The organism is Ruegeria sp. HKCCA0370 (genome assembly GCF_013033705.1).
Taxonomy (GTDB): Bacteria; Pseudomonadota; Alphaproteobacteria; order Rhodobacterales; family Rhodobacteraceae; genus Ruegeria.
This window is the reverse complement of record NZ_WQEP01000002.1, coordinates 167001-188694: the sequence shown is the minus strand read 5'-3', so window position 1 is coordinate 188694 and position 21694 is coordinate 167001. Positions and strand designations below refer to the sequence as shown.

Here is a 21694-nt window from a genome sequence, read left to right as displayed (position 1 = left end):
GTTGGTTCGGCTCTGCTACATCCCCGGTGATTTTGATCCCCGCCCTTCAAGGACGGGGTTTCTTCACGCCCCCGGGGTAGCTGCCGCACGCGAATTCGGGGCCCAAAATATCGGAAGGGTGGACGTGTCCGAACCAGCTTCGATTTCCACTGGCATCGCCGAGCGCTATGCCACCGCGATCTTCGAGATCGCAAAAGAGAACAACGACCTTGCAGGTCTGGAATCCGGCATCAATGATCTGGCAGCAGCGCTGGACGACAGTGCAGAGCTGCGCGACCTGATCGCCTCGCCGCTGGTGTCCCGCGCTGAACAGGAAGGCGCGATCACTGCGATCGCAGACAAGATGGGTCTGAACCCCATCCTGCGCAACACACTGGGTCTGATGGCGCAGAAGCGCCGCCTGTTCGTCTTGCCGCAACTGCTGAAGGTTCTGCGCGACATGCTGGCCGAAGAGCGCGGCGAAGTTACCGCCGAGGTCGCCTCGGCCAAGGCGCTGACCAAGACCCAGATGGAAAAACTGTCCAAGACACTGTCCGAGCGCGTGGGCAAGACGGTGACAATCAATGCGACCGTGGATGAAAGCCTCATCGGCGGTCTTGTCGTTAAAGTGGGCTCGAAAATGATCGACAGTTCGATCCGTTCGAAGCTGAACTCCCTACAGAATGCAATGAAAGAGGTCGGATAAATGGGAATCCAAGCTGCAGAGATTTCTGCAATCCTGAAGGACCAGATCAAGAATTTTGGTCAGGAAGCCGAAGTGGCCGAGATCGGTCGCGTGCTGAGCGTCGGTGACGGGATTGCCCGTGTATACGGTCTGGACAATGTGCAAGCCGGTGAGATGGTCGAATTTCCCGGCGGCATCATGGGCATGGCGCTGAACCTGGAAAGCGACAACGTCGGTGTCGTTATCTTCGGTTCCGACCGTGACATCAAAGAAGGTGACACCGTCAAGCGCACCAACTCGATCGTGGACGTTCCGATCGGCGACGAGCTGCTGGGCCGCGTTGTGGACGGTCTGGGCAACCCGCTGGACGGCAAAGGCCCGATCAACGCAACCAAGCGTGGCGTTGCAGACGTAAAAGCCCCCGGCATCATCCCGCGTAAATCGGTTCACGAGCCGATGGCAACCGGCCTGAAATCGGTTGACGCGATGATCCCGATCGGCCGTGGCCAGCGTGAGCTGATCATTGGTGACCGTCAGACCGGCAAAACCGCCGTTGCTCTGGACGCAATCCTGAACCAGAAAACCTACAACGACGCAGCAGGCGACGACGAGTCGAAGAAACTGTACTGCGTTTACGTAGCGATCGGTCAAAAGCGTTCGACCGTTGCACAGCTGGTGAAGAAACTGGAAGAATCCGGTGCGATTGAATATTCGATCGTTGTGGCCGCAACCGCTTCGGACCCGGCACCGATGCAGTTCCTGGCACCCTACGCCGCAACTGCGATGGCTGAATACTTCCGCGACAACGGCCGCCATGCGCTGATCATCTATGATGACCTGTCGAAACAGGCTGTGTCTTATCGTCAGATGTCGCTGCTGCTGCGTCGTCCGCCCGGACGTGAAGCCTATCCTGGCGACGTTTTCTACCTCCACTCCCGTCTGCTGGAACGTTCGGCGAAGCTGAACGAAGACTTCGGCGCGGGTTCGCTGACCGCTCTGCCGGTTATCGAAACTCAGGGTGGTGACGTTTCGGCGTTTATTCCGACCAACGTGATCTCGATCACCGATGGCCAGATCTTCTTGGAAACCGAACTGTTCTACCAGGGCATCCGTCCTGCCGTGAACACCGGTCTGTCGGTTTCGCGTGTGGGCTCTTCGGCTCAGACCAACTCGATGAAGTCGGTTGCCGGTCCGGTTAAACTGGAACTGGCTCAGTACCGCGAAATGGCTGCTTTTGCGCAGTTCGGTTCAGACCTCGACGCCGCAACCCAGCAGCTGCTGAACCGTGGTGCGCGTCTGACCGAGCTGATGAAACAGCCGCAGTACTCGCCGCTGACCAACGCTGAAATCGTCTGCGTCATCTTCGCAGGTACCAACGGTTACCTCGACAAGATCGATGTGTCCGACGTTGGCCGTTACGAAGCTGGCCTGCTGGCACACCTGCGTGGCAAGCACGCGGATCTGCTTCAGTGGATCACGGACGAAGACCCCAAGATCAAGGGTGACGCTTCCGACAAGATCAAGGCTGCGCTGGACGAATACGCCGCAACCTTCGCTTAAGGGAGAGGCGGGCATATGCCAAATCTTAAGGACCTTAAAAACAGGATCGAGTCGGTCAAATCGACCCGCAAGATCACCAAGGCCATGCAGATGGTCGCGGCTGCAAAACTGCGCCGCGCCCAGGAATCTGCCGAAGCCTCGCGTCCGTATGCCGAACGGTTCAATGCCGTGATGGCAGGGCTGGCGGCTTCGGTCGGGGGCAGCGACAGTGCCCCCAAGCTGCTCCGTGGTACGGGCAGCGATGATGTCCATCTGCTGGTTGTCATGACAGCTGAACGCGGCCTCTGCGGCGGCTTCAACTCGAACATCGCCAAGCTGGCCCGCCAAAAGGCGGAAGAGCTGCGCCTGAAAGGCAAGACGGTCAAGGTTCTGACTGTCGGCAAGAAGGGCCGCGACGCGCTCAAGCGTGATTTTGGCGATCTGTTCGTTGGACATATCGACCTGAGCGAGGTCAAGCGTCTTGGCTATGCCAACGCGCAGGACATCGCGAAGGACATCCTGTCTCGTTTCGACGGGGGAGAGTTCGACGTTGCCACGATCTTCTACTCGAAGTTCGTCAACGTCGTGACCCAGATCCCGACGGCACAGCAAATCATCCCTGCCTCGTTCGAGGACGAAGCGGCGGGTGACGACAGCGGTGCCATCTTCGACTACGAGCCCAGCGAAGAAGCCATTCTGGCCGACCTGCTGCCCAAAGGGGTTGCGACAGCGATCTTCTCGGCTCTGCTCGAAAACGGGGCGTCTGAACAGGGTGCACGGATGTCCGCGATGGACAACGCGACACGCAACGCGGGTGAGATGATCGACAAGCTGACGATCCAGTTCAACCGCTCGCGTCAGGCCGTGATCACCAACGAGCTGATTGAAATTATTTCCGGCGCCGAAGCGCTGTAAGAAAACCGGAGACGAAACATGGCGAATGCAAAAGGCAAAGTCACACAGATCATCGGGGCCGTCGTCGACGTGCACTTCGAAGATCAGCTGCCTGAAATTCTGAACGCGCTGGAAACCACCAACAACGGCAAGCGCCTGGTGTTGGAAGTTGCTCAGCACCTGGGTGAAAACACTGTCCGCACCATCGCGATGGACGCGACCGAAGGTCTGGTCCGCGGCGAGGCCGTGACCGACACCGGCGCACCGATCTCGGTTCCGGTCGGCAATGCCACCCTGGGCCGCATCCTGAACGTGGTCGGCGAACCGATCGACGAAAAGGGCCCGGTCGAAGCCACCGAAACCCGCGCCATCCACCAGCCCGCGCCCGAGTTCGACGAACAGTCGACCGAGTCGGAAATTCTGGTGACCGGCATCAAGGTTGTTGACCTGCTGGCCCCCTACGCCAAAGGCGGTAAGATCGGCCTGTTCGGCGGTGCCGGCGTTGGAAAGACCGTTCTGATCATGGAACTGATCAACAACATCGCAAAAGTGCACTCGGGCTTCTCGGTGTTCGCAGGTGTTGGTGAACGGACCCGTGAAGGGAACGACCTGTACCACGAGATGATCGAATCGAACGTGATCAAGCCCGATAACCTGTCGGAAAGCCAAGTGGCGCTGGTTTATGGTCAGATGAACGAGCCTCCGGGTGCGCGTGCACGTGTTGCTCTGACCGGTCTGACCCTGGCGGAACAGTTCCGCGACCAGTCCGGTACCGACGTTCTGTTCTTCGTCGACAACATCTTCCGCTTCACGCAGGCGGGTTCCGAGGTGTCGGCTCTGCTGGGTCGTATTCCTTCGGCGGTGGGCTACCAGCCGACGCTGGCCACCGACATGGGCGCCTTGCAGGAACGCATCACCTCGACCAAGTCGGGATCGATCACCTCGGTTCAGGCGATCTACGTGCCTGCGGACGACCTGACCGACCCTGCGCCGGCAACCTCGTTCGCGCACCTGGACGCGACCACCGTCCTCAACCGTGCGATCTCGGAAAAGGGTATCTATCCGGCCGTTGACCCGCTCGACTCGACCTCGCGTCTGCTTGATCCGGCCATCGTTGGAGAAGAGCACTACAAGGTTGCGACCGACGTTCAGCAGATCCTTCAGCGCTACAAGTCGTTGCAGGACATCATCGCCATCCTCGGCATGGACGAACTGTCGGAAGAGGACAAACTGACCGTGGCCCGTGCCCGTAAGATCGAACGTTTCCTGTCGCAGCCGTTCGACGTGGCCGAGGTATTCACCGGTTCGCCCGGCGTTCAGGTTCCTCTGGATGTGACCATCGCGTCGTTCAAGGCCGTTGTGGCCGGCGAATACGATCACCTGCCCGAAGCGGCCTTCCTGATGGTTGGCGGCATCGACGAAGTGATCGCCAAAGCGGAGAAGATGGCCGCAGAAGCCGCCTAAGGAGTATCCCTGATGGCAAACACGATGCAATTCGACCTCGTCAGCCCTGAGCGGAGCCTTGCTTCGCTGCAGGCGAGCGCGGTCCAGATTCCCGGCGCGGACGGGGACATGACGGCAATGCCCGATCATGCCCCCACCATCACCACGCTGCGCCCCGGTCTGCTCAAGGTCGAGGCACCCGAAGGGTCCAGCGAATACCTGGTCACCGGCGGGTTTGCCCAGATCAACGGCGACAGCCTGTCGGTTCTGGCCGAAAAGGCCATCCCGGTGGCGGAAGTAACCCGCGCGCATCTGGATGAGCTGATCGCCGAGGCGCGCGCCTCGCACGAGGTGGCGAAGGAAAACGGCGAACAGACCATTGTCGACGATGCAGCCAAGCTGCTGGCCGACATGGAAGCGCTTGGAACACATATGAGCCTGTAACGGGCCCATCAGTGAAAAATTTGAGCGGCCTCGCAATTGCGGGGCCGTTTTTTTGTCGTGCTTTTGCCGAAATGCCGGGGTAAGTTGCGGGAATTCAAGAATAATGATGATAAGATGAAAAAGTTTCTAACCCATCCCATTGGAATTGAGCAGGGTGAAAATGTCCTGTTCTCGGAGTTTGCCGACGGCGGCGATATGTGGACCGGTCAGGGGCCGCGTGAACGTCGCACACACATTCGGTTCAAAGAAGCATTTCGAACTCCGCCTACGGTGCAGATCGGGATCTCGCTGTGGGATGTCGACACGTCCTCGGCGCTGCGCGCAGAGGTTCAGGCCGAACATATCACCGCCGAGGGTTTTGACGCAGTATTCCGGACCTGGTCCGACACTCGGATTGCCCGCATCCGGGCAAGCTGGACCGCGATAGGAGAGGTGGCACACCCGGACGATTGGAATATTTCCTGATCCGGGTTCGCCATGTTTTCAGGCGTTTGAACGATTGATTGGGCTCAGTCGTCCTGTGCTTCGATCATGTCCACGCGCGTGGCGTGGCGGCCGCCTTCGAATTCGGCACCCAGAAACGCGTCAACGATGTCCAGCGCCAGACCCTCACCGACAACCCGCGCGCCAATCGACAACATGTTGGCGTTGTTGTGCTGGCGGATCATGCGGGCCGAGAATGCGTCGGAACAAACGCCACAGCGAATGCCGGGCACTTTGTTTGCAGCCATCATGATACCCTGCCCAGTGCCGCAGAGGATGATACCCAAGCTGCAATCGCCCGAGGCAACGGCCTGCGCCGCGGCCTTGCCGTGCTTGGGGTAATGGGTGCTTTCCGGGCTTGTCGGGCCGATATCAACCACGTCCCAACCTTGCTGTGCGATGTGGTTGGCCACGGACTGGCGCAGCTCGATCGCCGCGTGATCGCTGGAAAGAACAATACGTTTGTTGGCAGTCATGGAGGTGATTCCACTTGTATCGCCGATCGCGCCCCATGGTCAGATATCCGCGCAATCGGTATTTCAGATATCAGGGGGCGACATGTTCGGCCGCCCCTGTAGCTCAATCCATCTGGTACATGGATTCGTAGATCGGGGTCAGTGTCTTGTCTTCGAACAGCGAAGACACACTGGTTCCGTTCCAGATGTTCAGGATCGCCTGGGTGAAGATCGGCGCAGTCGGAACGATGCGGATATTCTTTGCCTTCAAAATCTCTTTGGTCGGCTGGATCGTGTCGGTCAGCACCAGCGACTTCATGACCGAGTTCGTCACCCGCTCGACCGCAGGGCCGCTCATGACGCCATGCGTGATGTACGAATGAACTTCCTTGGCGCCATTGTCCAACAGGACCTGCGCGGCCTTGCAAAGCGTTCCGGCGGTGTCACACATGTCGTCGACGATCAGGCAGATCTTGTCCTTCACATCCCCGATAACGGTCATTTCCGCGACTTCGCCTGCTTTCTCGCGCCGCTTGTCAACGATCGACAAGGGGGCATTGATGCGCTTGGCCAATTCACGCGCGCGCGCCACGCCGCCCACGTCGGGTGAAACCACCATGATCTCATCCAGATTGTCCTTGAACTGGTTTTTGACATCCAACGCAAAGATCGGCGAGGCGTACAGATTGTCGACGGGCATATCGAAAAATCCCTGAATCTGCGCGGCATGAAGATCCATCGTCAGAATCCGCTCGATCCCTGCGCCGGTCAGCATATTGGCCACCAGCTTGGCGCTGATGGGCGTGCGGGCCTTGGTGCGGCGATCCTGGCGGGCATAGCCGAAATACGGGATCACGGCCGTGATCCGCTGTGCAGACGAACGGCGCAGTGCGTCGGCGATGATCAGCAGCTCCATCAGGTTGTCGTTGGCCGGGTTCGAGGTCGGCTGGATGATGAACATATCCTCGCCGCGTACGTTCTCGAACACTTCGACGAAGATCTCGCCGTCGTTGAACCGTTCGACGCGTGCATCGACCAATCCCTGGTCGACACCGCGATAAAGGCTCATGCGGCGTGCGATGGTTTCGGCAAGTGGAAGGTTGGCGTTCCCAGCGATAAGCTTGGGTTCGTGAAGTGTCGGCATCGACTGAGGTCCCCGGGCAGCAATGGCAATGTGACAGATTCGTGATGTTGACACCGCTTAGCATGGCCTTACCGTCCCGCAAAGGTAACGCAGCGGAGAAAGTGAACATGACCCAGATTGACTACTTTTTTGCGACAATTTCGCCCTACAGCTATCTTGCGGGGAACCGGCTGGAAGAGATTGCGGCGAAACACGACGCAACGATCAACTACAAGCCGCTGGACATCATGGCCCTGTTCGCACGCACCGGGGGCACGCCGCCGAAAGACCGCCATGTATCGCGCATCGAATACCGTGCTCAGGAGCTGCTGCGCCAATCGAAGAATCTGGGGATGGAGTTCAACCTGCAACCGGCGCACTGGCCGACCAACATGGCGCCGTCTTCCTATGCGATCATCGCCGCGATCAAGGATGGTTCGGGCGACGTGGGCAAGTTGTGCCAGTTGATCCTGCGCGCCTGCTGGGCCGAAGAAAAGGACGTCGCTCAGGATGATGTGATCAGGGACTGCCTGGCAAATGCCGGGTTTGACCCGGAACTGGCCAACAGCGGTCTGCTGGTCGGGGCCGAAACCTATGCCGCCAATCTGGAAGAAGCCGTGGATCGCGGCGTGTTCGGCGCGCCATTCTACATCACGCCGGATGGTCAACGCTTCTGGGGGCAGGATCGCCTGGACGATCTGGATCGGCATCTGTCCGAGATGAATGGATGACAGCCCCGACGGCGATTCAATCCGGCTTCGTGAGACGATTGGGCGACGGAGGGCGCAATTTGCTTGCCCTTCATTGCACCATTGCACATTCCGGCGCGTGGTCCGGCCTGGCCAAGGCATTGGATGGCAGCGTGTGTCTTGTTGCACCGGACATGCTGTCTCATGGGCGCAGTCCGGATTGGGACGGTCAAAGCGATTTCTTTGACGCTGTGACAGGGCTGGCGGCGGTCGAATTGACCGAGCCCACGGATCTGGTCGGCCATTCCTTTGGGGCGATCGTTGCGCTCAGACTGGCCATCGAGCACCCGGACCGTATACGAAGTTTGACCCTGATCGAGCCTGTGTTCTTTGCCGTGGCAAAACAGGACGCGCCCGATTTGTTCGATCAGCACCTGCGAGAGTCCCAGCCGATTGAAGCAGCGTTCCAAGCAGGCGACGAAGCGCTGGCCGCGCGGTTGTTCAACCGGATGTGGAGCACTGATATCAGCCCCAAATGGCCTGACCTGCCAGAGCGGACGCGCGCCAGCATGGTGCGTGGAATTCATGTTGTTCCTGCGTCTTATCCCGTTCTGTACGATGACCGCGCCGGGTTGCTTGACCCCGACGGATGCAAGCGCGTATCGATGCCAACCCTGTTGCTGAGCGGATCAAAGACCCACCCGACGATCCCCGCAATCTGTAAAGGATTGCAGCGCCGTCTGCCGAACGCACGCCATGAGGTCGTTCAAGGTGCGGGGCACATGCTGCCCATTTCGCACCCCCGTGAAACCAGCGTGCTGCTTCAGGATCTCTGGAAAGCTGGCCAAGAGACGGGTGTTACAACAGGCTGAGAAACTGATCGATCTCGGCTGTTCCGATCGACCAGTCGCAGACCAGTCTGCATGCAAGGCTTTCATCGTCATCATCACCTTCCAGCTCTGCCCCCCAGAGGTGGTAAATTGCCCCGGCCTCATGCAGCTGTTTGTGCTTTGCGCGTGAAAAAGCGGCAAAGATCATATTGGCCTGTGGTTCGTGCAGGAACTCGGCACCTTTTGCACGCAAGCCATCGGCCAGCCGGGCACAGTTTGCATTGGCCTGACGCGCCAGCTTCAGCCACAGATCATCCTCAAGATAGGCCGCCATCTGAGCGGACAGGTAGCGATGCTTGGAAAACAGATGCGCCCCGCGTTTGCGCCGCAGCTCGAATTCCCAGGCCTTGCTCTCGTCAAAGAACACCACCGCTTCAACGCCCATCAGGCCGTTTTTGGTGCCGCCGAAGCTGACCGCGTCCACCCCAGCTTTCCATGTCATGTCAGCCGGAGAGCAATTCAGGGCCACCAGGGCATTGCTGAACCGGGCCCCATCCAGATGGACCGGCAAGCCATATTCCTTTGCGACCCCGCACAGCGCCTGCAACTCCTCCAGCGAATAGACCGATCCGCGCTCGGTGACCTGGGTGATCGAAACCGGCCCGCGCTGCGGCCCGTGAACCCCGCGGGTTTCTTCGCCCAGGATGGACCCGCGCAGCGCGTCCGGCGCCATCTTGTCGCCGCCGGGAACAAGGGTCAGCTTGGCCCCGGTGTAGAACTCGGGCGCGTTGCACTCGTCTTCGTGGATATGGGCAACCGGAGAGCAGAAGATCGTTTCCCAAGGGTTGGACAATGTGGCAAGGGCCAGCGAATTTGCCGCTGTCCCCGTCGCCACCAGATAGACGGCCGCCCCCGGAGCTTCAAAGATGCTGCGAATGCGGTCACGCACCTCGTTCATCATCGTGTCCGCGCCATAGGCCATCTGGTAGCCCTGATTGGCCTCGGCCAGTTTGGCCATGACCTGCGGGTGAACCGGCCCGGAATTGTCAGATGCGAAATACATCAGCTAGGCTCCTCGATAATGTAGTCTTCCCACTCTTCCATGGGGGTTTCGAACTCGGACACCGTGCGCCCTCGGACCGACACGCCTGCGGCGTGCACGGTTTCCGGCGTACCAGACAACAATGGGTGCCAGTCGTAAAGCGGTTTGCCCTCCCACAGCAGCCGATAGGCGCAGGTTTGCGGCAACCAATAGGCGTGTTCGTCAATATTGTCGGGTGTCATGACGATGCATTCCGGGACGAATTGATGCCGGATGTCGTATTGCGTGCAGCGGCAGCTTTCATCGTCCAGCAGGCGGCAGGCGACGCAGGTCAGGGCAACCTCGCCGCTGTCCTCATCCTCCAACTTGTTCAGGCAACATTTGCCGCAACCGTCGCACAAAGCTTCCCATTCGCGCTGGTTCATCTTGCGCAGGGGTTTGCGTTCCCAGAACCGGGCGGGCAGGCCGGTGCGTTGAATCGGATCAGCGCTCATAGGGCGGCCAGAATGTCCCGGGCCTGTTCACAATCGGCATTCATCTGCGCGATCAGACCATCCAGCCCCTTAAATGTCATTTCAGGGCGCAGGAATTCGATCAGCCCCACCGACAAGGTCGCCCCGTACAGGTCGCCGGAAAAGTCGAACAGGAAGGTTTCGATATTTGGCACTTCGCCATGGAACATCGGGCGCACCCCAACCGAGGCCGCGCCGTGATAACTGCCCTGATGCGGGCCATCCAGCACGTCGACCAATACCGCGTAGACACCGAATTTCGGCGGGTGGAGCCCTTCGATGGACATGTTCGCAGTTGGGAAACCCAGTTCCCGCCCGCGTTGCTCGCCGCCGATCACCTCGCCTTCGATCCTGTGCCAATGGCCCAGCATCGCGGCTGCATCCCTTGGGCGACCCTCGCTCAATGCGGTGCGGATGGCGGTTGACGAGACCACGTTTTCCGACCGCTGCATCAAAGGGGCAATCGTCACGCCAAATCCCATCTCTTGCCCGAAGCGAACCAGATCGTCAGCCGTCCCACTGCGGCCCTTGCCAAAACAGAAATCGGCCCCGACCACGACATGGGACAGACCCAGACCGTCACAAATCACGTTGCGCGCGAATTCATCAGGGGAAAGCCCGGCCAGCGCCGCGTTGAACGGCAGCTCGTACAGTTTCTCCACACCCAGCTTCTCAAGCCGATGCGCCCGCGCATTGCCGCGCATCAGGCGGAACGGAGGAGAGTCCGGCGCAAAGTATTCACGTGGATGCGGCTCGAAGGTCATGACGCCCAGTGGCGCATCCGGGGCCGCGTCGCGGGCCAGTTCGATGACCGACTGGTGCCCCAAATGGACGCCATCAAAATTCCCGATCGCAACGCTGGCGCCGCGATCTTCTGGCTCGACAAACTGGAAATCCCGGATGATGTGCATAGGCGATTGCGTAGCGTTGCGTTGCGATTTGTTCAAGCGGCAGTTTGAATTCAAAGCACGCGTCCTGGCGAAACACACCAAAACCATTTGTCAGACCTGATTGCACACGGGGCATCCCCGGAATGCTGTGCGACATTCGGCCAACTGCTTGATCCAAAAAAAATACTGGGTGTAGACTGGGTTTCCGGCCCTCGGACCACGCTGGGGGGCGGACGATGGCCCGGCCAGGTTCAAATGAACCCAGCACAGGAGGCAGACCATGTATCGATTGCGACTGTTCGCGATTCGCAACGCCCGTGCGTTCGAGTGGATTTACAAATGTGTCGAACGGGGCATGGTCGCGATGGATCCGGTCTTTGCAAGGATCGGCTACAACCGCGTTGAACGCCCCATCGCGCTGGTCGAAAAAGGCGTCAAAAGTCTTTTGTTTGATTGCAAGATGTGCGGACAATGCGTTTTGTCTTCGACGGGTATGTCTTGCCCGATGAACTGCCCCAAGCAACTGCGCAACGGCCCATGCGGCGGCGTACGCCCCGGTGAGTTCTGCGAGGTGAAGCCCGATATGAAATGCGTCTGGGCTTTGGCCTGGGACGGGGCCAGCCGCATGCAACATGGGGGCGACAAGATAAAAGAGGTCCTTCCGCCTGTGGAACACACGTTGAAGGGATCATCATCCTGGCTGCGGGTCAGCCGCGAGATCGCCGCGCAGGAACGCGAGGCCCGAGACGCTGCCCGCGAAACGCTTGCGCAGGCGTTCCCGGAGGCGCGCGAAAACGAACCCTCTGCGGCACCTCTGGCTGCTGAACCCCCCAACGCGGTGAACCGGGAGCTGAAGAAATGAATGATGCCCATCGCAGCGAGGTCGAACCGATCGGCTATGTGCCTGTTCCCGAAGGCTATGTCTCGCACAGTCGATTGGAAAGAGTTCTGCGTTCGGGCCGCTTTGCGGTGACCGCTGAACTGAACCCGCCAGACAGCGCTGACCCCGAGGATGTTTTTCAGGCGGCGCAGCCGCTGGGTGAAGTGGCGGATGCGATCAATGCAACCGATGCGTCTGGTGCCAACTGCCACATGTCTTCGATAGGGATCTGTGCGTTGTTGACCCGCGCGGGGTATTCTCCGGTCTATCAGATTTCCTGCCGAGACCGGAACCGGATCGCCATTCAGGGGGATGTTCTGGGGGCTGCGGCGCTGGGCGTCAGCAACGTGCTGTGCCTGACGGGCGACGGTGTCGGAGTTGGGGACCAACCGGGGGCAAAACCGGTGTTCGACTTCGATTCCCTGACCTTGCTGCGGACGATCCGAACGATGCGCGATCAGGGAAAGTTTCTTTCCGGCCGCAAGATCACGCGCCCCCCTCAACTGTTTTTGGGTGCGGCGGAAAACCCCTGTATACCGCCCTATGACTGGCGCCCGGAACGTCTTGCAAAGAAGGTCGAGGCGGGCGCCGAGTTTATTCAGACCAACTATATCTACGACATTCCGCTCTTTGAAAGGTTCATGGATCGTGTTTGGGATGCCGGTCTGGACGAAAAAGTATTCATCATCGCCGGTGTGGGGCCCATCGCTTCGGCACGCGCGGCACGCTGGATGCGCAGCAATGTGCCCGGAATTCACATCCCGGATCATGTCATCGAGCGGATGGAAAAGGCCGAAAAGCCCGCGGAAGAGGGCAAGAAGATCTGTATCGAACTGATCCAGCAGATCCGGGACATCGCCGGTGTTTCCGGGGTTCATGTGATGGCCTACAGGCGTGAACACGTGGTGTCGGAAATCATTCTGGAATCAGGTGCGCTGAAAGGGCGAAAACGAACCCGTTCTTCCTGACGACCTTGTGTGAAGTTGAGTGCCCAAACAAAAAAAGGCGCCGGTCCGGCGCCTTTTGCAAGTCTGTGTTTGCCAGTCAGTCGAACTTGCGCGACGGGGCAAGCACCATGGCTTCGCCGATCAGGACCTTCTTGCCCTCGACCGAACAATGGCAGTCCAGCTTGACGCGGCGCTTGGCAAAATCGATGTCGACCACTTTCACCTCGGCATAGACCATGTCACCCGGACGCACAGGCGCCAGGAACTTCAGTGACTGACCCATGTAAACGGTGCCATGACCCGGCAGTTGTTCACCAATCACGGCCGAGATCAGACCCGCCGTCAGCATTCCGTGGGCAATACGGCCTTCGAAGATCGTATCGCGGGCATAGTCGTCGTCCAGATGCACCGGATTCCGGTCGGTCGAGACCTGCGCGAACATTTCGATATCTTCATCCGTCACCACTTTGCGCAGGTGGCGGGACATCCCCATTTCGATGTCTTCGATACAGATCGTTCCGCGCGGAAGATTGTCCAACATGTTGCCCTCACTCGAAGTCGGCCGTGAAAGAAAAAACCATCATTTAGCCAAGGTTGGCAACTTTATTACTTCGCAGTTGCAGAAAATCAAGTCTTTTCTTGCTACCTCAAGCGCCCGATTGTGTAGGTTGGATTGATCTTTTCCCTTTCAATATAGGCGGTTAGGGATTCGTGGTGCGGATGATGCGACGTTTTTGTTTCTGCCGCGGCCAATCCGCCCGAGATGAACAGAGAATCAATGCCCTCTCCCATGCCGCCCAGAATGTCCGTGTGGGGGCCATCGCCGATCACCAGAATGTCACTGTCGGGGATATCGTGCCCCAGTTCCTGCAACCTGCGACGGGCCAGATCATAGATCGGGGGATGCGGTTTGCCGAAATACAGGCTCTCGCCGCCCATTTCGGTGTACAGCCTGGCCAAAGCACCGGCACACCATTCGCGCACCTCGCCGCGGTCCACGACAATGTCAGGGTTCGCACAAAGCAGTTTCATGCCCATCTGCTTGGCGTACAGGAAATCCGGCCGGTTCACATCCGGGTCGGCCATCGGGTCGAACGGGCCGCAGCAGACAATACCCTCGGCTTCCTTCAGCGGCACACGCTCGATATGGATGGGGTGATCCAGCAGTTTCAGCGGTTCGAAAAAGCCCGCATCGCGCTGCCACTCGCCCATGAAATAAACCTTGTGCCCCACAGCACCCCGGAACATCGCAGATCGCGCGGAATCCCCGCTGGTGGCGATGGTGTCATACGCGTCGGCGGGGACGTTGAATTGCACGAGTTGCTCTGCCACCCCGGCGCGGGGTTTGGGAGAGTTCGTGACCAAGACCACCAGTCCACCCTTGGCGCGATAGGCCTTCAGCGCTTCGACGGCCTCGGGGTAGGCCGTGATGCCATTGTGAACACAGCCCCAAAGGTCAACGAACAATGCTTTGTAACGGTCCGAGATCTCGGAAAGCGAGGAAACGATCTGGGTCATGGGGGCCTCTGGGTCTGATATCGCGCTGGCGACAGCTATGGCAAAGCTTGGGACCGAACACCATCCCGCATTCCCGTTTGCGCGAAGGAATGGGTGAAACTTCTACTCGTCTTCGGTAATTTCAGTGACGTCCGGGGCCTGCTGAACGTTTTCCGTTCCCAGGATGATCTGGGCCCCGATACGCGGCTGATACCGGATAATGGCCAGGTATCCGGGTCCAAGCTCCTCCTCCAGCACCCCGACCAGAGGGGTCTCACGCAGCTTGGGTGGCAGCAAACCGGCAATGGAAGAAACTTTGAACTGCGCCTCGGCCGGCAGATCGACGACCAGCCAAACCTCGGCCCGCTTGCGCTGAGCGTTGACGTCGATGCGGATGATTTCCACGGAAACCGGATCGGCCCATGCGCGAATGGCATCGGCCAGTTGCGCCTCGGTGCGCGTCTCCAGATAACGGTTGTAGGTGGACTTCCCAAGTTGCAGGACGACGACGACCAGAAACGCGATCGCGACGAAGACGCTGGCGGTAAAGTTCAGCTTGCGCTTTCCCTTGCTGAAAACCACGGACCGCGCAGCATAGACAAGATAAACCGCGCAGGCTGACAGAATGATCGCGCCAAGATTCGTTGCGAAAAGCAGCCCTGCCTCATAGGCCTCGGCGGGTTCGTCAAAATATAAAAGAATGCCCGAGGCCGACAGCGGGGGAACAAGCGAAACACCGATGGCCGCGCCGGGTAGAAGGCTCAATTCGGATTTGTTGATCTGAACATAGGCCCCGGCCACACCGGCAGCGAGCGCGACGATCAGGTCTTCGGTGCCGGGATCGGTGCGCGCCAGGACCTGGTCGGGGATCAAAATGCCACGGGGAACATCGGCGACATAGACCAGAAACCATGCCATCATCACGCAGACAATGGCAGCCAGACAGACCGTAAGTGCCAGCGTCACCGCGCGTTTCAGCCATCCCATGACCATCGCGGCGGCCACCCCGAGGATCGGGGTCATCAGCGGCGCCACAAGCATGGCCGCGATCACGACAGCGCCGGAGTTGCGCAGCAAACCCATGGTGGCAATCACGACCGAAAGCGTCAGCAGCATTGCAAAGCGTCGCCAATACGCCGCCTTGTCGGCACCTTCAAAAAGAAGGATGCTGCGGGTGGTGCTTAGTTTTCGTACGACCATTGCATTTACCTGACCTGGGATAGGCTCTGGACCCCCGGTCAGACTAACAACCGACAACGCGTCCGCAAATGGCTGTCAGCAAAGAAAAAAGGCGCCCGAATTGGACGCCTTCAGATTTGGGTCGCTTGAGGATCAGACCTTCAGGTTCGGAATGATCTGCTTTTTGCGGCTCATGATACCGGGCAGAACGACGGCGTCCCCGTCCACGGTTGCGCCAAAGCTCTTCTCGGCCACGGTTTTGACCAGATCATTGGGGACCAGCAGCGTGGCCTCTTCGTTCAGGATATCAACCACGAACAGCAGCACCTGATCGACGCCGTCTTCCTTGGCAACTTCCACCATCGAGTCCGCCAGGCTGGCTTTGCGGTCCAGAACGACGCTGGGGGCGGTGGTTTCCAGAACCGAGACCCGGAATTTGGTGCCGTCGACCTCGTATTCTTTACTGTCCATGCGGATCAACTCGGCGTCCGAAAAGGACGAGACATCCGATTTCGCCGCGAACATGTCTGCCGCATATGCCGAAATGTCCAGCTCGAGCTCGGCCGCCAGACGTTCTGCAACCTCGCGGTCATGCGCCGTGGTGGTCGGAGAGCGGAATTCCAGAGTATCCGACAGAATGCAGGTAAGCGCGGCGCCCTTGATTGCGTCGGGCATCTTGGCCGCATCTTCGCCCATCAGATCAACCATGATGGTGGCGGTGCAGGCCAGGGGGCGCACGGTGATGTCGATCGGGCCTTTGGTTTCCAGGCCACCGACCAGCTTGTGATGGTCGATGATGGCGCGGATGTCCGCGTCGTTGATGTTGGCCGGCAGTTCGGCGGGGTTGTTGGTGTCGACGATGACCACCGGGGTTTCCGCGGGCAGGTCCTCAAGGATCCGCGGCTTGGGCAGGTCCCAGTTTTCCAGCATGAATGTTGCTTCGGTGTTGGGTTCACCCAGCAGTACGGGTTCGGTCTGCTCACCCTTGACCTCGTTCAGGTACCACGACCACAGGATCGGCGAACCTGTGGAATCTGTGTCGGGGGATTTGTGGCCAAATACTAGAGTCGTCATGTCAGTGTCCTGCGGAATGGAAATTTGCGCGCCTTATAGGGCGGCTAAAAGCCGTTGTCACGCCGCTGAGCACTGTCTGCGACGCTTGGTCTGAAAACCGCTGGGTCCGTTCAGAATTCGGCGCGTGTCAGAACGTATCCGGCTTCTTCCAGTTGGTTCAGCAGGCCGTAATCATCGCTCAGGTGCCCCGCGCCGACCGCAATCACAACTGTCTGACCCCTGATGTCCAGAATCTGCGCCATCCAGTTGGCATTTCGCTGCACCAGCAACTGCTGCTCGAAATTTTGCCATTCCGCATCAAAGGCTTCGGGGCTCAAGCCCGACTGCTCAAGCCCCTGTAGGCGGGCAAGCTGTATGATCTCGGCGTGCTTTTCTTCCAGATACGCGTTGGCCATGGTGGCCAATTGGTCCGCATTGCCCTGCATCGCCCCGGACAGGCGCACAAGCGACTCGACCTGTTTCTCGAGCGGATAACTGTCGAACATGGCCATCAGGTCTTCGATTCGTTCCAGCGAGTGCTGCGGGATACCTTTTTCAACGGCCAGATCGTTCAGGCGGGCGTCCATTCCGTAAGTTGAATTCGGGTCCTCGATCATGCAGGGCGGAATGCTCAGCATCATGGTCAGGAACCACGGACGCATCTTCGCAGCCATCCAGCCGGGGATGCCGCGCTGGGCCAGGGCTGCGGACAGCGCATCCCAGTCGTCTTCTGCCATCAGATCGATCAACGTAGGGCCCGAGGTAATCATCACCGCACTCAGGTCGTTGGCCATGGTTTTTTCGAAGGCGTCCATGTCGTGCTGAGTGACTTCGAAATAAAAGGCGTCCGCTTTGCTGAGTTCGGGCGACAGGCGGTCAATCACGTCTTCCATGCGCGGATCGTAACTGTGCAACGTGCCGATGATGTGCAAAACCGTGTCGCCCTTGCGTGCAATCCAGTGATTGCCTTCGGGATAAGCGATCTGGGCCACTGCACTTTGCAATTTGGTCCGGGTTTCCTCGGGCAGTTGCGGGCGCAGATCCACCCCCTCGCATGCGGCCTGAGCCGAGATCGGAAACAGAAGGAACGCAAGAAAAGTGAGCAAACGCATGGGGCCAGCCTGAATGGTGTCAAGAAGTTGAACCCAGACTTAGCCACGCCACCTGCCGATGTTCAAGCCGCCCGACTGGTATTCTCCGGCAATCTGCGTAGCATGAGCATATGAACCGCGAGCAGGATCTCTATCCCCCGGTCAAGGCGCTGCTGGAGCGTCAGGGATACACCGTCAAGGGTGAAGTCGGCGCAGCCGACATCGTTGCGGTGCGCGATGGGGATGCGCCGGTGATTGTCGAACTGAAACTGCGGTTCACGCTGTCCCTGTTTCATCAGGCGATCACCCGGCTGAAACTCACCGATCTGGTCTATGTTGCCGTCTGCAAACCCACGGGCCGAACGGCCCGGCGGGCGCTCAAGGATAATCTGGCACTGTGTCGTAGGCTCGGCCTGGGCCTGATCACCGTGCGGGCTGATGGCACGGTCGAGGTTCAGTGCGATCCCGGCCCCTACGCGCCCCGTAAGAACAAAGTCAGGGCCGCACGGTTGCTGCGCGAATTCGACCGGCTGCAAGGCGACCCGAACGCCGGGGGCGCGACGCGCCATGGTATCGTGACGGCGTATCGGCAGGATGCGCTGAAATGTGCGGCCTATCTGGCCGAGAATGGCCCGTCCAAGGGGGCGGACGTCGCCAGATCGGTCGCGGTCCCGGTCGCCACCCGGCTTATGCGGGAAAACCACTACGGGTGGTTCGAGAAGGTTGAAAAAGGCATCTATGGGCTTACGTCTGAGGGCGCAGAAGGGTTGAAGCATTGGGCCTATAGCTGGGAACAGGCTGACTGATCCATTTTGCAAAAAAATCTCTCACAAATTGTTGACTCGGACTTTTAGACTCCCTAGCTATGCGTCGTTATCACTCACACACCCCGAGTGCTAACGCCTCGTCGGAAGGCGGGGGGAGGATAGATAAACTTTGAGCCCAAGGAGCTACAAAGATGGCATTGAAACCGCTTCATGACCGTGTGCTGGTTCGCCGCGTAGAGAGCGAAGAGAAAACCGCAGGCGGCCTGATCATCCCTGACAGCGCAAAAGAAAAGCCGAGCGAAGGCGAAGTCGTCGCAACCGGCGAAGGTGCGCGCAAGGACAGCGGCGAACTGATCGCAATGGCTGTCAAAGCTGGGGACAAGATCTTGTTCGGCAAATGGTCGGGCACCGAGGTCAACGTCAACGGCGAAGAGCTGCTGATGATGAAAGAAAGCGACATCATGGGGATCATCGAGTAAGCGCGCGCTTTCTCTGATCTTCATTTCAAACTTATTTCTCAAGGAGAAACGACATGGCTGCAAAGGACGTCAAATTCGACACCGATGCCCGCAACCGTATGCTGAAGGGTGTGAACATCCTGGCCGACGCGGTTAAAGTGACCCTGGGCCCCAAAGGCCGCAACGTGGTTCTGGACAAATCTTTCGGCGCACCGCGCATCACCAAGGACGGTGTTTCGGTTGCCAAGGAAATCGAACTGGAAGACAAGTTCGAAAACATGGGCGCGCAGATGGTGAAAGAAGTCGCCAGCCGCACCAATGACGAAGCCGGCGACGGCACCACCACCGCAACCGTTCTGGCACAGGCGATCGTAAAAGAAGGCCTGAAGCAGGTTGCAGCTGGCCTGAACCCAATGGACCTGAAGCGCGGCATCGACCTGGCAACCGCCAAGGTTGTTGAAGGCATCAAAGAAGCCTCGCGCGAAGTCAAAGACTCGGCAGAAGTTGCTCAGGTTGGCACCATCTCGGCCAACGGCGAAGCCGAAATCGGTCAGCAGATCGCAGACGCGATGCAGAAGGTTGGCAACGAAGGTGTCATCACCGTCGAAGAAAACAAAGGTCTGGAAACCGAGACCGACGTTGTCGAAGGTATGCAGTTCGACCGCGGCTACCTGTCGCCTTACTTCGTCACCAACGCAGACAAGATGATTGCAGAGCTCGACGACTGCATGATCCTGCTGCACGAGAAGAAACTCTCGTCGCTGCAGCCGATGGTTCCGCTGCTGGAACAAGTGATCCAGTCGCAGAAGCCGCTGCTGATCATCGCGGAAGACGTTGAAGGTGAAGCGCTGGCAACTCTGGTTGTCAACAAACTGCGCGGCGGCCTGAAAATTGCTGCTGTCAAAGCACCTGGCTTCGGCGATCGCCGTAAGGCCATGTTGCAGGACATCGCAATCCTGACCGGCGGTCAGGTTATCAGCGAAGATCTGGGCATGAAGCTCGAGTCCGTCACCATGGACATGCTGGGCACCGCCAAGAAAATCGAAATCACCAAAGACGAAACCACCATCGTCGACGGTGCTGGCGAGAAAGCCGAGATCGAAGCACGTGTTGCTCAGATCCGCACCCAGATCGAAGAAACCACCAGCGACTACGACCGCGAGAAGCTGCAAGAGCGCGTTGCCAAACTGGCAGGCGGTGTTGCCGTTATCCGCGTCGGCGGCATGACCGAAGTCGAAGTGAAAGAGCGTAAGGACCGTGTGGACGATGCTCTGAACGCAACACGCGCTGCCGTTCAGGAAGGCGTTGTTGTGGGCGGTGGTGTTGCTCTGGTCCAGGCCGGTAAAGCACTGGAAGCTCTGAAAGGTGCAAACGCCGATCAGGACGCAGGTATCAACATCGTTCGCAAGGCAATCGAAGCGCCGCTGCGCCAGATCGCCGAGAACGCGGGTGTCGACGGCGCGGTTGTAGCCGGTAAGGTCCGTGAATCGTCGGACGCAGCGTTCGGCTTCAACGCGCAGACCGAAGAATATGGCGACATGTTCTCGTTCGGTGTGATTGACCCGGCCAAAGTGGTTCGGACTGCTCTGGAAGACGCTGCATCGGTTGCTGGCCTGCTGGTCACCACCGAAGCAATGGTTGCCGACAAGCCGGCCAAGGAAGGCGCGGCACCTGCCGGCGGCATGCCCGACATGGGCGGCATGGGCGGCATGATGTAAGCACGCCGTATTCGCCTCTGGCGAATTCTGGCGACCCGACAGGCGCTTGGCGGTATCGCCAAGCTGCCGAGAGGGGAGCATTGGAGCTTGAGAACGGGGCCGCCTTCGGGCGGCCCCGTTTTGTGTTGACAGTTCTGTTTTCAAGGCGTGTTTAGACGCTGCTTTGTCCGGCGCCGGATGTCTGTTCCCACAACCTTCGCGAAAGTGAGTGTGCAAATCCCGCCCGAACGGTTATGCGGATGGCATGAGATTGTTTTTGCTCACCGCCCTGACCATGTGTGCCTTTGCGGCGAACTCCATTCTGAACCGGCTGGCCATAGACAGCGGAGCCAGCGATCCAACCGGATTTGCCATCGTTCGGGTTTTGGCGGGGGCCGTGGTCCTGGCCGCTCTTGTGCTGGCACGCGGAGGGCGCCTTCCGCTGCGCAATCGAAGGCGGATCATTGGCGCGGGGTCGTTGACGCTCTACATGATCGGATTTTCAATCGCCTACCTGACGCTGGATGCAGGCTTGGGTGCATTGATTCTGTTCGGCGTGGTGCAAATTACGATGTTTTCTGTGGGCGCATTGACGGGCGCGACTCCGACCGCCCGGCAGGTGGCGGGGGCGGGGGTTGCGCTTGCTGGTCTTGCCTATGTGCTGTGGCCGACTGGCGCCGTTCAAGTCGACTTGGCTGGCGCGGCTTTGATGGCCGCCGCCGGTATTGGTTGGGCCCTTTACTCGATAGCGGGTCGATCAGAAACAAACCCGCTGGAGGGAACGGCCGCCAATTTCATCGTCGCTTTGCCGTTGACTGCCTTGGCGATGCTTGCCGGCGGCAGCGCCTGGCAGATGAGCGGGGCGGGGTATCTGCTGGCCGTCCTGTCCGGCGCGGTAACATCCGGGCTTGGTTATGCTTTGTGGTACCGTGTTTTGCCTCAACTGGCCCCGTCCGTGGCGGCTGTCGTTCAACTCAGCGTGCCAGTGATCGCAATTCTCGGCGGTGTCGCCTTTCTGGGCGAGATTGCCGGAGTGCGGCTGATCATCGGCGCCACGCTTGTTTTGGGCGGTATCGCGCTGGCCGTGCTGCGACGTCACCGGGGCTAGGGCTTTTAT

At 59.2% G+C, this 21694-nt stretch carries 24 protein-coding genes; 14 read left to right on the top strand and 10 right to left on the bottom strand.

Going from position 1 to position 21694, the window contains the following annotated elements; genetic code table 11:
- The first annotated feature begins 124 nt into the window (after positions 1 to 124).
- From GOW31_RS07145 to GOW31_RS07120, 6 genes are all read left to right on the top strand, one after another.
- On the top strand, positions 125 to 685 hold the full coding sequence (locus GOW31_RS07145) for a F0F1 ATP synthase subunit delta (RefSeq protein ID WP_170346038.1): 561 nt from the start codon (positions 125 to 127) through the stop codon (positions 683 to 685).
- Positions 686 to 2224: a F0F1 ATP synthase subunit alpha gene (atpA, locus tag GOW31_RS07140; protein ID WP_152459013.1), complete on the top strand. Its 1539-nt coding sequence runs from the start codon at positions 686 to 688 to the stop codon at positions 2222 to 2224. It abuts the gene before it with no gap.
- 15 nt (positions 2225 to 2239) lie between these two features.
- Positions 2240 to 3118 (top strand): F0F1 ATP synthase subunit gamma, encoded by an 879-nt coding sequence (locus GOW31_RS07135; RefSeq protein WP_171118815.1) that lies wholly within the window; start codon positions 2240 to 2242, stop codon positions 3116 to 3118.
- 18 nt (positions 3119 to 3136) lie between these two features.
- Positions 3137 to 4561: a F0F1 ATP synthase subunit beta gene (gene atpD / locus GOW31_RS07130; protein ID WP_152459011.1), complete on the top strand. Its 1425-nt coding sequence runs from the start codon at positions 3137 to 3139 to the stop codon at positions 4559 to 4561.
- A 12-nt stretch (positions 4562 to 4573) separates the two neighbouring features.
- Positions 4574 to 4984 (top strand): F0F1 ATP synthase subunit epsilon, encoded by a 411-nt coding sequence (locus GOW31_RS07125; protein WP_171168948.1) that lies wholly within the window; start codon positions 4574 to 4576, stop codon positions 4982 to 4984.
- A gap of 114 nt (positions 4985 to 5098) precedes the next feature.
- Positions 5099 to 5449, top strand: coding sequence for an H-type lectin domain-containing protein (locus GOW31_RS07120; RefSeq protein WP_171168946.1), 351 nt, complete (start codon positions 5099 to 5101; stop codon positions 5447 to 5449).
- A gap of 44 nt (positions 5450 to 5493) precedes the next feature.
- Here GOW31_RS07120 and rpiB read toward each other — a convergent pair whose 3' ends face one another.
- Both rpiB and GOW31_RS07110 read right to left on the bottom strand, forming a co-directional pair.
- Positions 5494 to 5943: a ribose 5-phosphate isomerase B gene (gene rpiB, locus GOW31_RS07115; protein ID WP_171118806.1), complete on the bottom strand. Its 450-nt coding sequence runs from the start codon at positions 5941 to 5943 to the stop codon at positions 5494 to 5496.
- 103 nt (positions 5944 to 6046) lie between these two features.
- Complete coding sequence (locus GOW31_RS07110; RefSeq protein ID WP_152459007.1) at positions 6047 to 7066, bottom strand: ribose-phosphate pyrophosphokinase; 1020 nt, start codon at positions 7064 to 7066, stop codon at positions 6047 to 6049.
- Positions 7067 to 7173: 107 nt separating this feature from the next.
- Here GOW31_RS07110 and GOW31_RS07105 point away from each other — a divergent pair, with 107 nt between their 5' ends.
- The gene (locus GOW31_RS07105; protein ID WP_171168945.1) at positions 7174 to 7776 is read left to right on the top strand and encodes a 2-hydroxychromene-2-carboxylate isomerase; all 603 of its coding nucleotides are present in this window, start codon (positions 7174 to 7176) and stop codon (positions 7774 to 7776) included.
- Complete coding sequence (locus tag GOW31_RS07100) at positions 7773 to 8606, top strand: alpha/beta fold hydrolase (protein ID WP_171168943.1); 834 nt, start codon at positions 7773 to 7775, stop codon at positions 8604 to 8606. Before GOW31_RS07105 ends, GOW31_RS07100 begins: the two co-directional genes overlap by 4 nt.
- Here GOW31_RS07100 and GOW31_RS07095 read toward each other — a convergent pair.
- From GOW31_RS07095 to GOW31_RS07085, 3 genes are read right to left on the bottom strand one after another with little or no spacing between them, the layout of a single operon-like run.
- Entirely contained in the window at positions 8593 to 9627 is a 1035-nt protein-coding gene (locus GOW31_RS07095; RefSeq protein ID WP_171168941.1) for a low specificity L-threonine aldolase, read from the bottom strand. The two genes, GOW31_RS07100 and GOW31_RS07095, sit on opposite strands and share 14 nt — an antisense overlap.
- A complete protein-coding gene (locus GOW31_RS07090; RefSeq protein WP_152459003.1) occupies positions 9627 to 10100 on the bottom strand; it encodes a YcgN family cysteine cluster protein in 474 nt (157 codons plus the stop codon). Before GOW31_RS07090 ends, GOW31_RS07095 begins: the two co-directional genes overlap by 1 nt.
- Positions 10097 to 11029 (bottom strand): bifunctional riboflavin kinase/FAD synthetase, encoded by a 933-nt coding sequence (locus GOW31_RS07085; RefSeq protein WP_171168940.1) that lies wholly within the window; start codon positions 11027 to 11029, stop codon positions 10097 to 10099. Before GOW31_RS07085 ends, GOW31_RS07090 begins: the two co-directional genes overlap by 4 nt.
- 259 nt (positions 11030 to 11288) lie before the next feature.
- Here GOW31_RS07085 and GOW31_RS07080 point away from each other — a divergent pair, with 259 nt between their 5' ends.
- Positions 11289 to 11870: a methylenetetrahydrofolate reductase C-terminal domain-containing protein gene (locus tag GOW31_RS07080; protein WP_171118794.1), complete on the top strand. Its 582-nt coding sequence runs from the start codon at positions 11289 to 11291 to the stop codon at positions 11868 to 11870.
- A complete protein-coding gene (locus GOW31_RS07075) occupies positions 11867 to 12856 on the top strand; it encodes a methylenetetrahydrofolate reductase (RefSeq protein ID WP_171168939.1) in 990 nt (329 codons plus the stop codon). Before GOW31_RS07080 ends, GOW31_RS07075 begins: the two co-directional genes overlap by 4 nt.
- Before the next feature lie 76 nt (positions 12857 to 12932).
- Here GOW31_RS07075 and GOW31_RS07070 read toward each other — a convergent pair whose 3' ends face one another.
- The 5 genes from GOW31_RS07070 to GOW31_RS07050 form a co-directional block, all read right to left on the bottom strand.
- Positions 12933 to 13376 carry a MaoC family dehydratase gene (locus tag GOW31_RS07070; RefSeq protein WP_171168938.1) on the bottom strand — a complete coding sequence of 148 codons (444 nt, stop codon included), beginning with the start codon at positions 13374 to 13376 and terminating at the stop codon, positions 12933 to 12935.
- Positions 13377 to 13477: 101 nt separating this feature from the next.
- Complete coding sequence (locus GOW31_RS07065; protein WP_171168937.1) at positions 13478 to 14353, bottom strand: TIGR01459 family HAD-type hydrolase; 876 nt, start codon at positions 14351 to 14353, stop codon at positions 13478 to 13480.
- 102 nt (positions 14354 to 14455) lie between these two features.
- Positions 14456 to 15532, bottom strand: a complete 1077-nt coding sequence (locus GOW31_RS07060; RefSeq protein ID WP_171168936.1) for a DUF389 domain-containing protein — start codon at positions 15530 to 15532, stop codon at positions 14456 to 14458.
- Between the two features lie 132 nt (positions 15533 to 15664).
- Positions 15665 to 16585 carry a manganese-dependent inorganic pyrophosphatase gene (locus GOW31_RS07055; protein WP_171168935.1) on the bottom strand — a complete coding sequence of 307 codons (921 nt, stop codon included), beginning with the start codon at positions 16583 to 16585 and terminating at the stop codon, positions 15665 to 15667.
- Positions 16586 to 16695: 110 nt separating this feature from the next.
- On the bottom strand, positions 16696 to 17676 hold the full coding sequence (locus GOW31_RS07050; protein ID WP_171168933.1) for a TraB/GumN family protein: 981 nt from the start codon (positions 17674 to 17676) through the stop codon (positions 16696 to 16698).
- 110 nt (positions 17677 to 17786) lie between these two features.
- Between GOW31_RS07050 and GOW31_RS07045 the strand changes: the two genes are divergently transcribed.
- The 4 genes from GOW31_RS07045 to GOW31_RS07030 all read left to right on the top strand — a co-directional run bounded on the left by GOW31_RS07045 (position 17787) and on the right by GOW31_RS07030 (position 21685).
- On the top strand, positions 17787 to 18461 hold the full coding sequence (locus GOW31_RS07045; RefSeq protein WP_171168930.1) for a DUF2161 domain-containing phosphodiesterase: 675 nt from the start codon (positions 17787 to 17789) through the stop codon (positions 18459 to 18461).
- 152 nt (positions 18462 to 18613) lie between these two features.
- Entirely contained in the window at positions 18614 to 18901 is a 288-nt protein-coding gene (groES, locus tag GOW31_RS07040; protein WP_152458994.1) for a co-chaperone GroES, read from the top strand.
- A gap of 53 nt (positions 18902 to 18954) precedes the next feature.
- A complete protein-coding gene (groL, locus tag GOW31_RS07035; protein WP_152458993.1) occupies positions 18955 to 20598 on the top strand; it encodes a chaperonin GroEL in 1644 nt (547 codons plus the stop codon).
- A 244-nt stretch (positions 20599 to 20842) separates the two neighbouring features.
- On the top strand, positions 20843 to 21685 hold the full coding sequence (locus GOW31_RS07030) for a DMT family transporter (protein ID WP_171168928.1): 843 nt from the start codon (positions 20843 to 20845) through the stop codon (positions 21683 to 21685).
- The last annotated feature ends 9 nt before the right edge of the window (positions 21686 to 21694 follow it).

Coding starts and splice junctions, on each gene's coding strand:
- atpA (WP_152459013.1), top strand. CDS start 686: ATGGGAATCCAAGCTGCAGAGATTTCTGCAATCCTGAAGGACCAGATC.
- GOW31_RS07135 (WP_171118815.1), top strand. CDS start 2,240: ATGCCAAATCTTAAGGACCTTAAAAACAGGATCGAGTCGGTCAAATCG.
- atpD (WP_152459011.1), top strand. CDS start 3,137: ATGGCGAATGCAAAAGGCAAAGTCACACAGATCATCGGGGCCGTCGTC.
- GOW31_RS07125 (WP_171168948.1), top strand. CDS start 4,574: ATGGCAAACACGATGCAATTCGACCTCGTCAGCCCTGAGCGGAGCCTT.
- GOW31_RS07120 (WP_171168946.1), top strand. CDS start 5,099: ATGAAAAAGTTTCTAACCCATCCCATTGGAATTGAGCAGGGTGAAAAT.
- rpiB (WP_171118806.1), bottom strand. CDS start 5,943: ATGACTGCCAACAAACGTATTGTTCTTTCCAGCGATCACGCGGCGATC.
- GOW31_RS07110 (WP_152459007.1), bottom strand. CDS start 7,066: ATGCCGACACTTCACGAACCCAAGCTTATCGCTGGGAACGCCAACCTT.
- GOW31_RS07105 (WP_171168945.1), top strand. CDS start 7,174: ATGACCCAGATTGACTACTTTTTTGCGACAATTTCGCCCTACAGCTAT.
- GOW31_RS07100 (WP_171168943.1), top strand. CDS start 7,773: ATGACAGCCCCGACGGCGATTCAATCCGGCTTCGTGAGACGATTGGGC.
- GOW31_RS07095 (WP_171168941.1), bottom strand. CDS start 9,627: ATGTATTTCGCATCTGACAATTCCGGGCCGGTTCACCCGCAGGTCATG.
- GOW31_RS07090 (WP_152459003.1), bottom strand. CDS start 10,100: ATGAGCGCTGATCCGATTCAACGCACCGGCCTGCCCGCCCGGTTCTGG.
- GOW31_RS07085 (WP_171168940.1), bottom strand. CDS start 11,029: ATGCACATCATCCGGGATTTCCAGTTTGTCGAGCCAGAAGATCGCGGC.
- GOW31_RS07080 (WP_171118794.1), top strand. CDS start 11,289: ATGTATCGATTGCGACTGTTCGCGATTCGCAACGCCCGTGCGTTCGAG.
- GOW31_RS07075 (WP_171168939.1), top strand. CDS start 11,867: ATGAATGATGCCCATCGCAGCGAGGTCGAACCGATCGGCTATGTGCCT.
- GOW31_RS07070 (WP_171168938.1), bottom strand. CDS start 13,376: ATGTTGGACAATCTTCCGCGCGGAACGATCTGTATCGAAGACATCGAA.
- GOW31_RS07065 (WP_171168937.1), bottom strand. CDS start 14,353: ATGACCCAGATCGTTTCCTCGCTTTCCGAGATCTCGGACCGTTACAAA.
- GOW31_RS07060 (WP_171168936.1), bottom strand. CDS start 15,532: ATGGTCGTACGAAAACTAAGCACCACCCGCAGCATCCTTCTTTTTGAA.
- GOW31_RS07055 (WP_171168935.1), bottom strand. CDS start 16,585: ATGACGACTCTAGTATTTGGCCACAAATCCCCCGACACAGATTCCACA.
- GOW31_RS07050 (WP_171168933.1), bottom strand. CDS start 17,676: ATGCGTTTGCTCACTTTTCTTGCGTTCCTTCTGTTTCCGATCTCGGCT.
- GOW31_RS07045 (WP_171168930.1), top strand. CDS start 17,787: ATGAACCGCGAGCAGGATCTCTATCCCCCGGTCAAGGCGCTGCTGGAG.
- groES (WP_152458994.1), top strand. CDS start 18,614: ATGGCATTGAAACCGCTTCATGACCGTGTGCTGGTTCGCCGCGTAGAG.
- groL (WP_152458993.1), top strand. CDS start 18,955: ATGGCTGCAAAGGACGTCAAATTCGACACCGATGCCCGCAACCGTATG.
- GOW31_RS07030 (WP_171168928.1), top strand. CDS start 20,843: ATGAGATTGTTTTTGCTCACCGCCCTGACCATGTGTGCCTTTGCGGCG.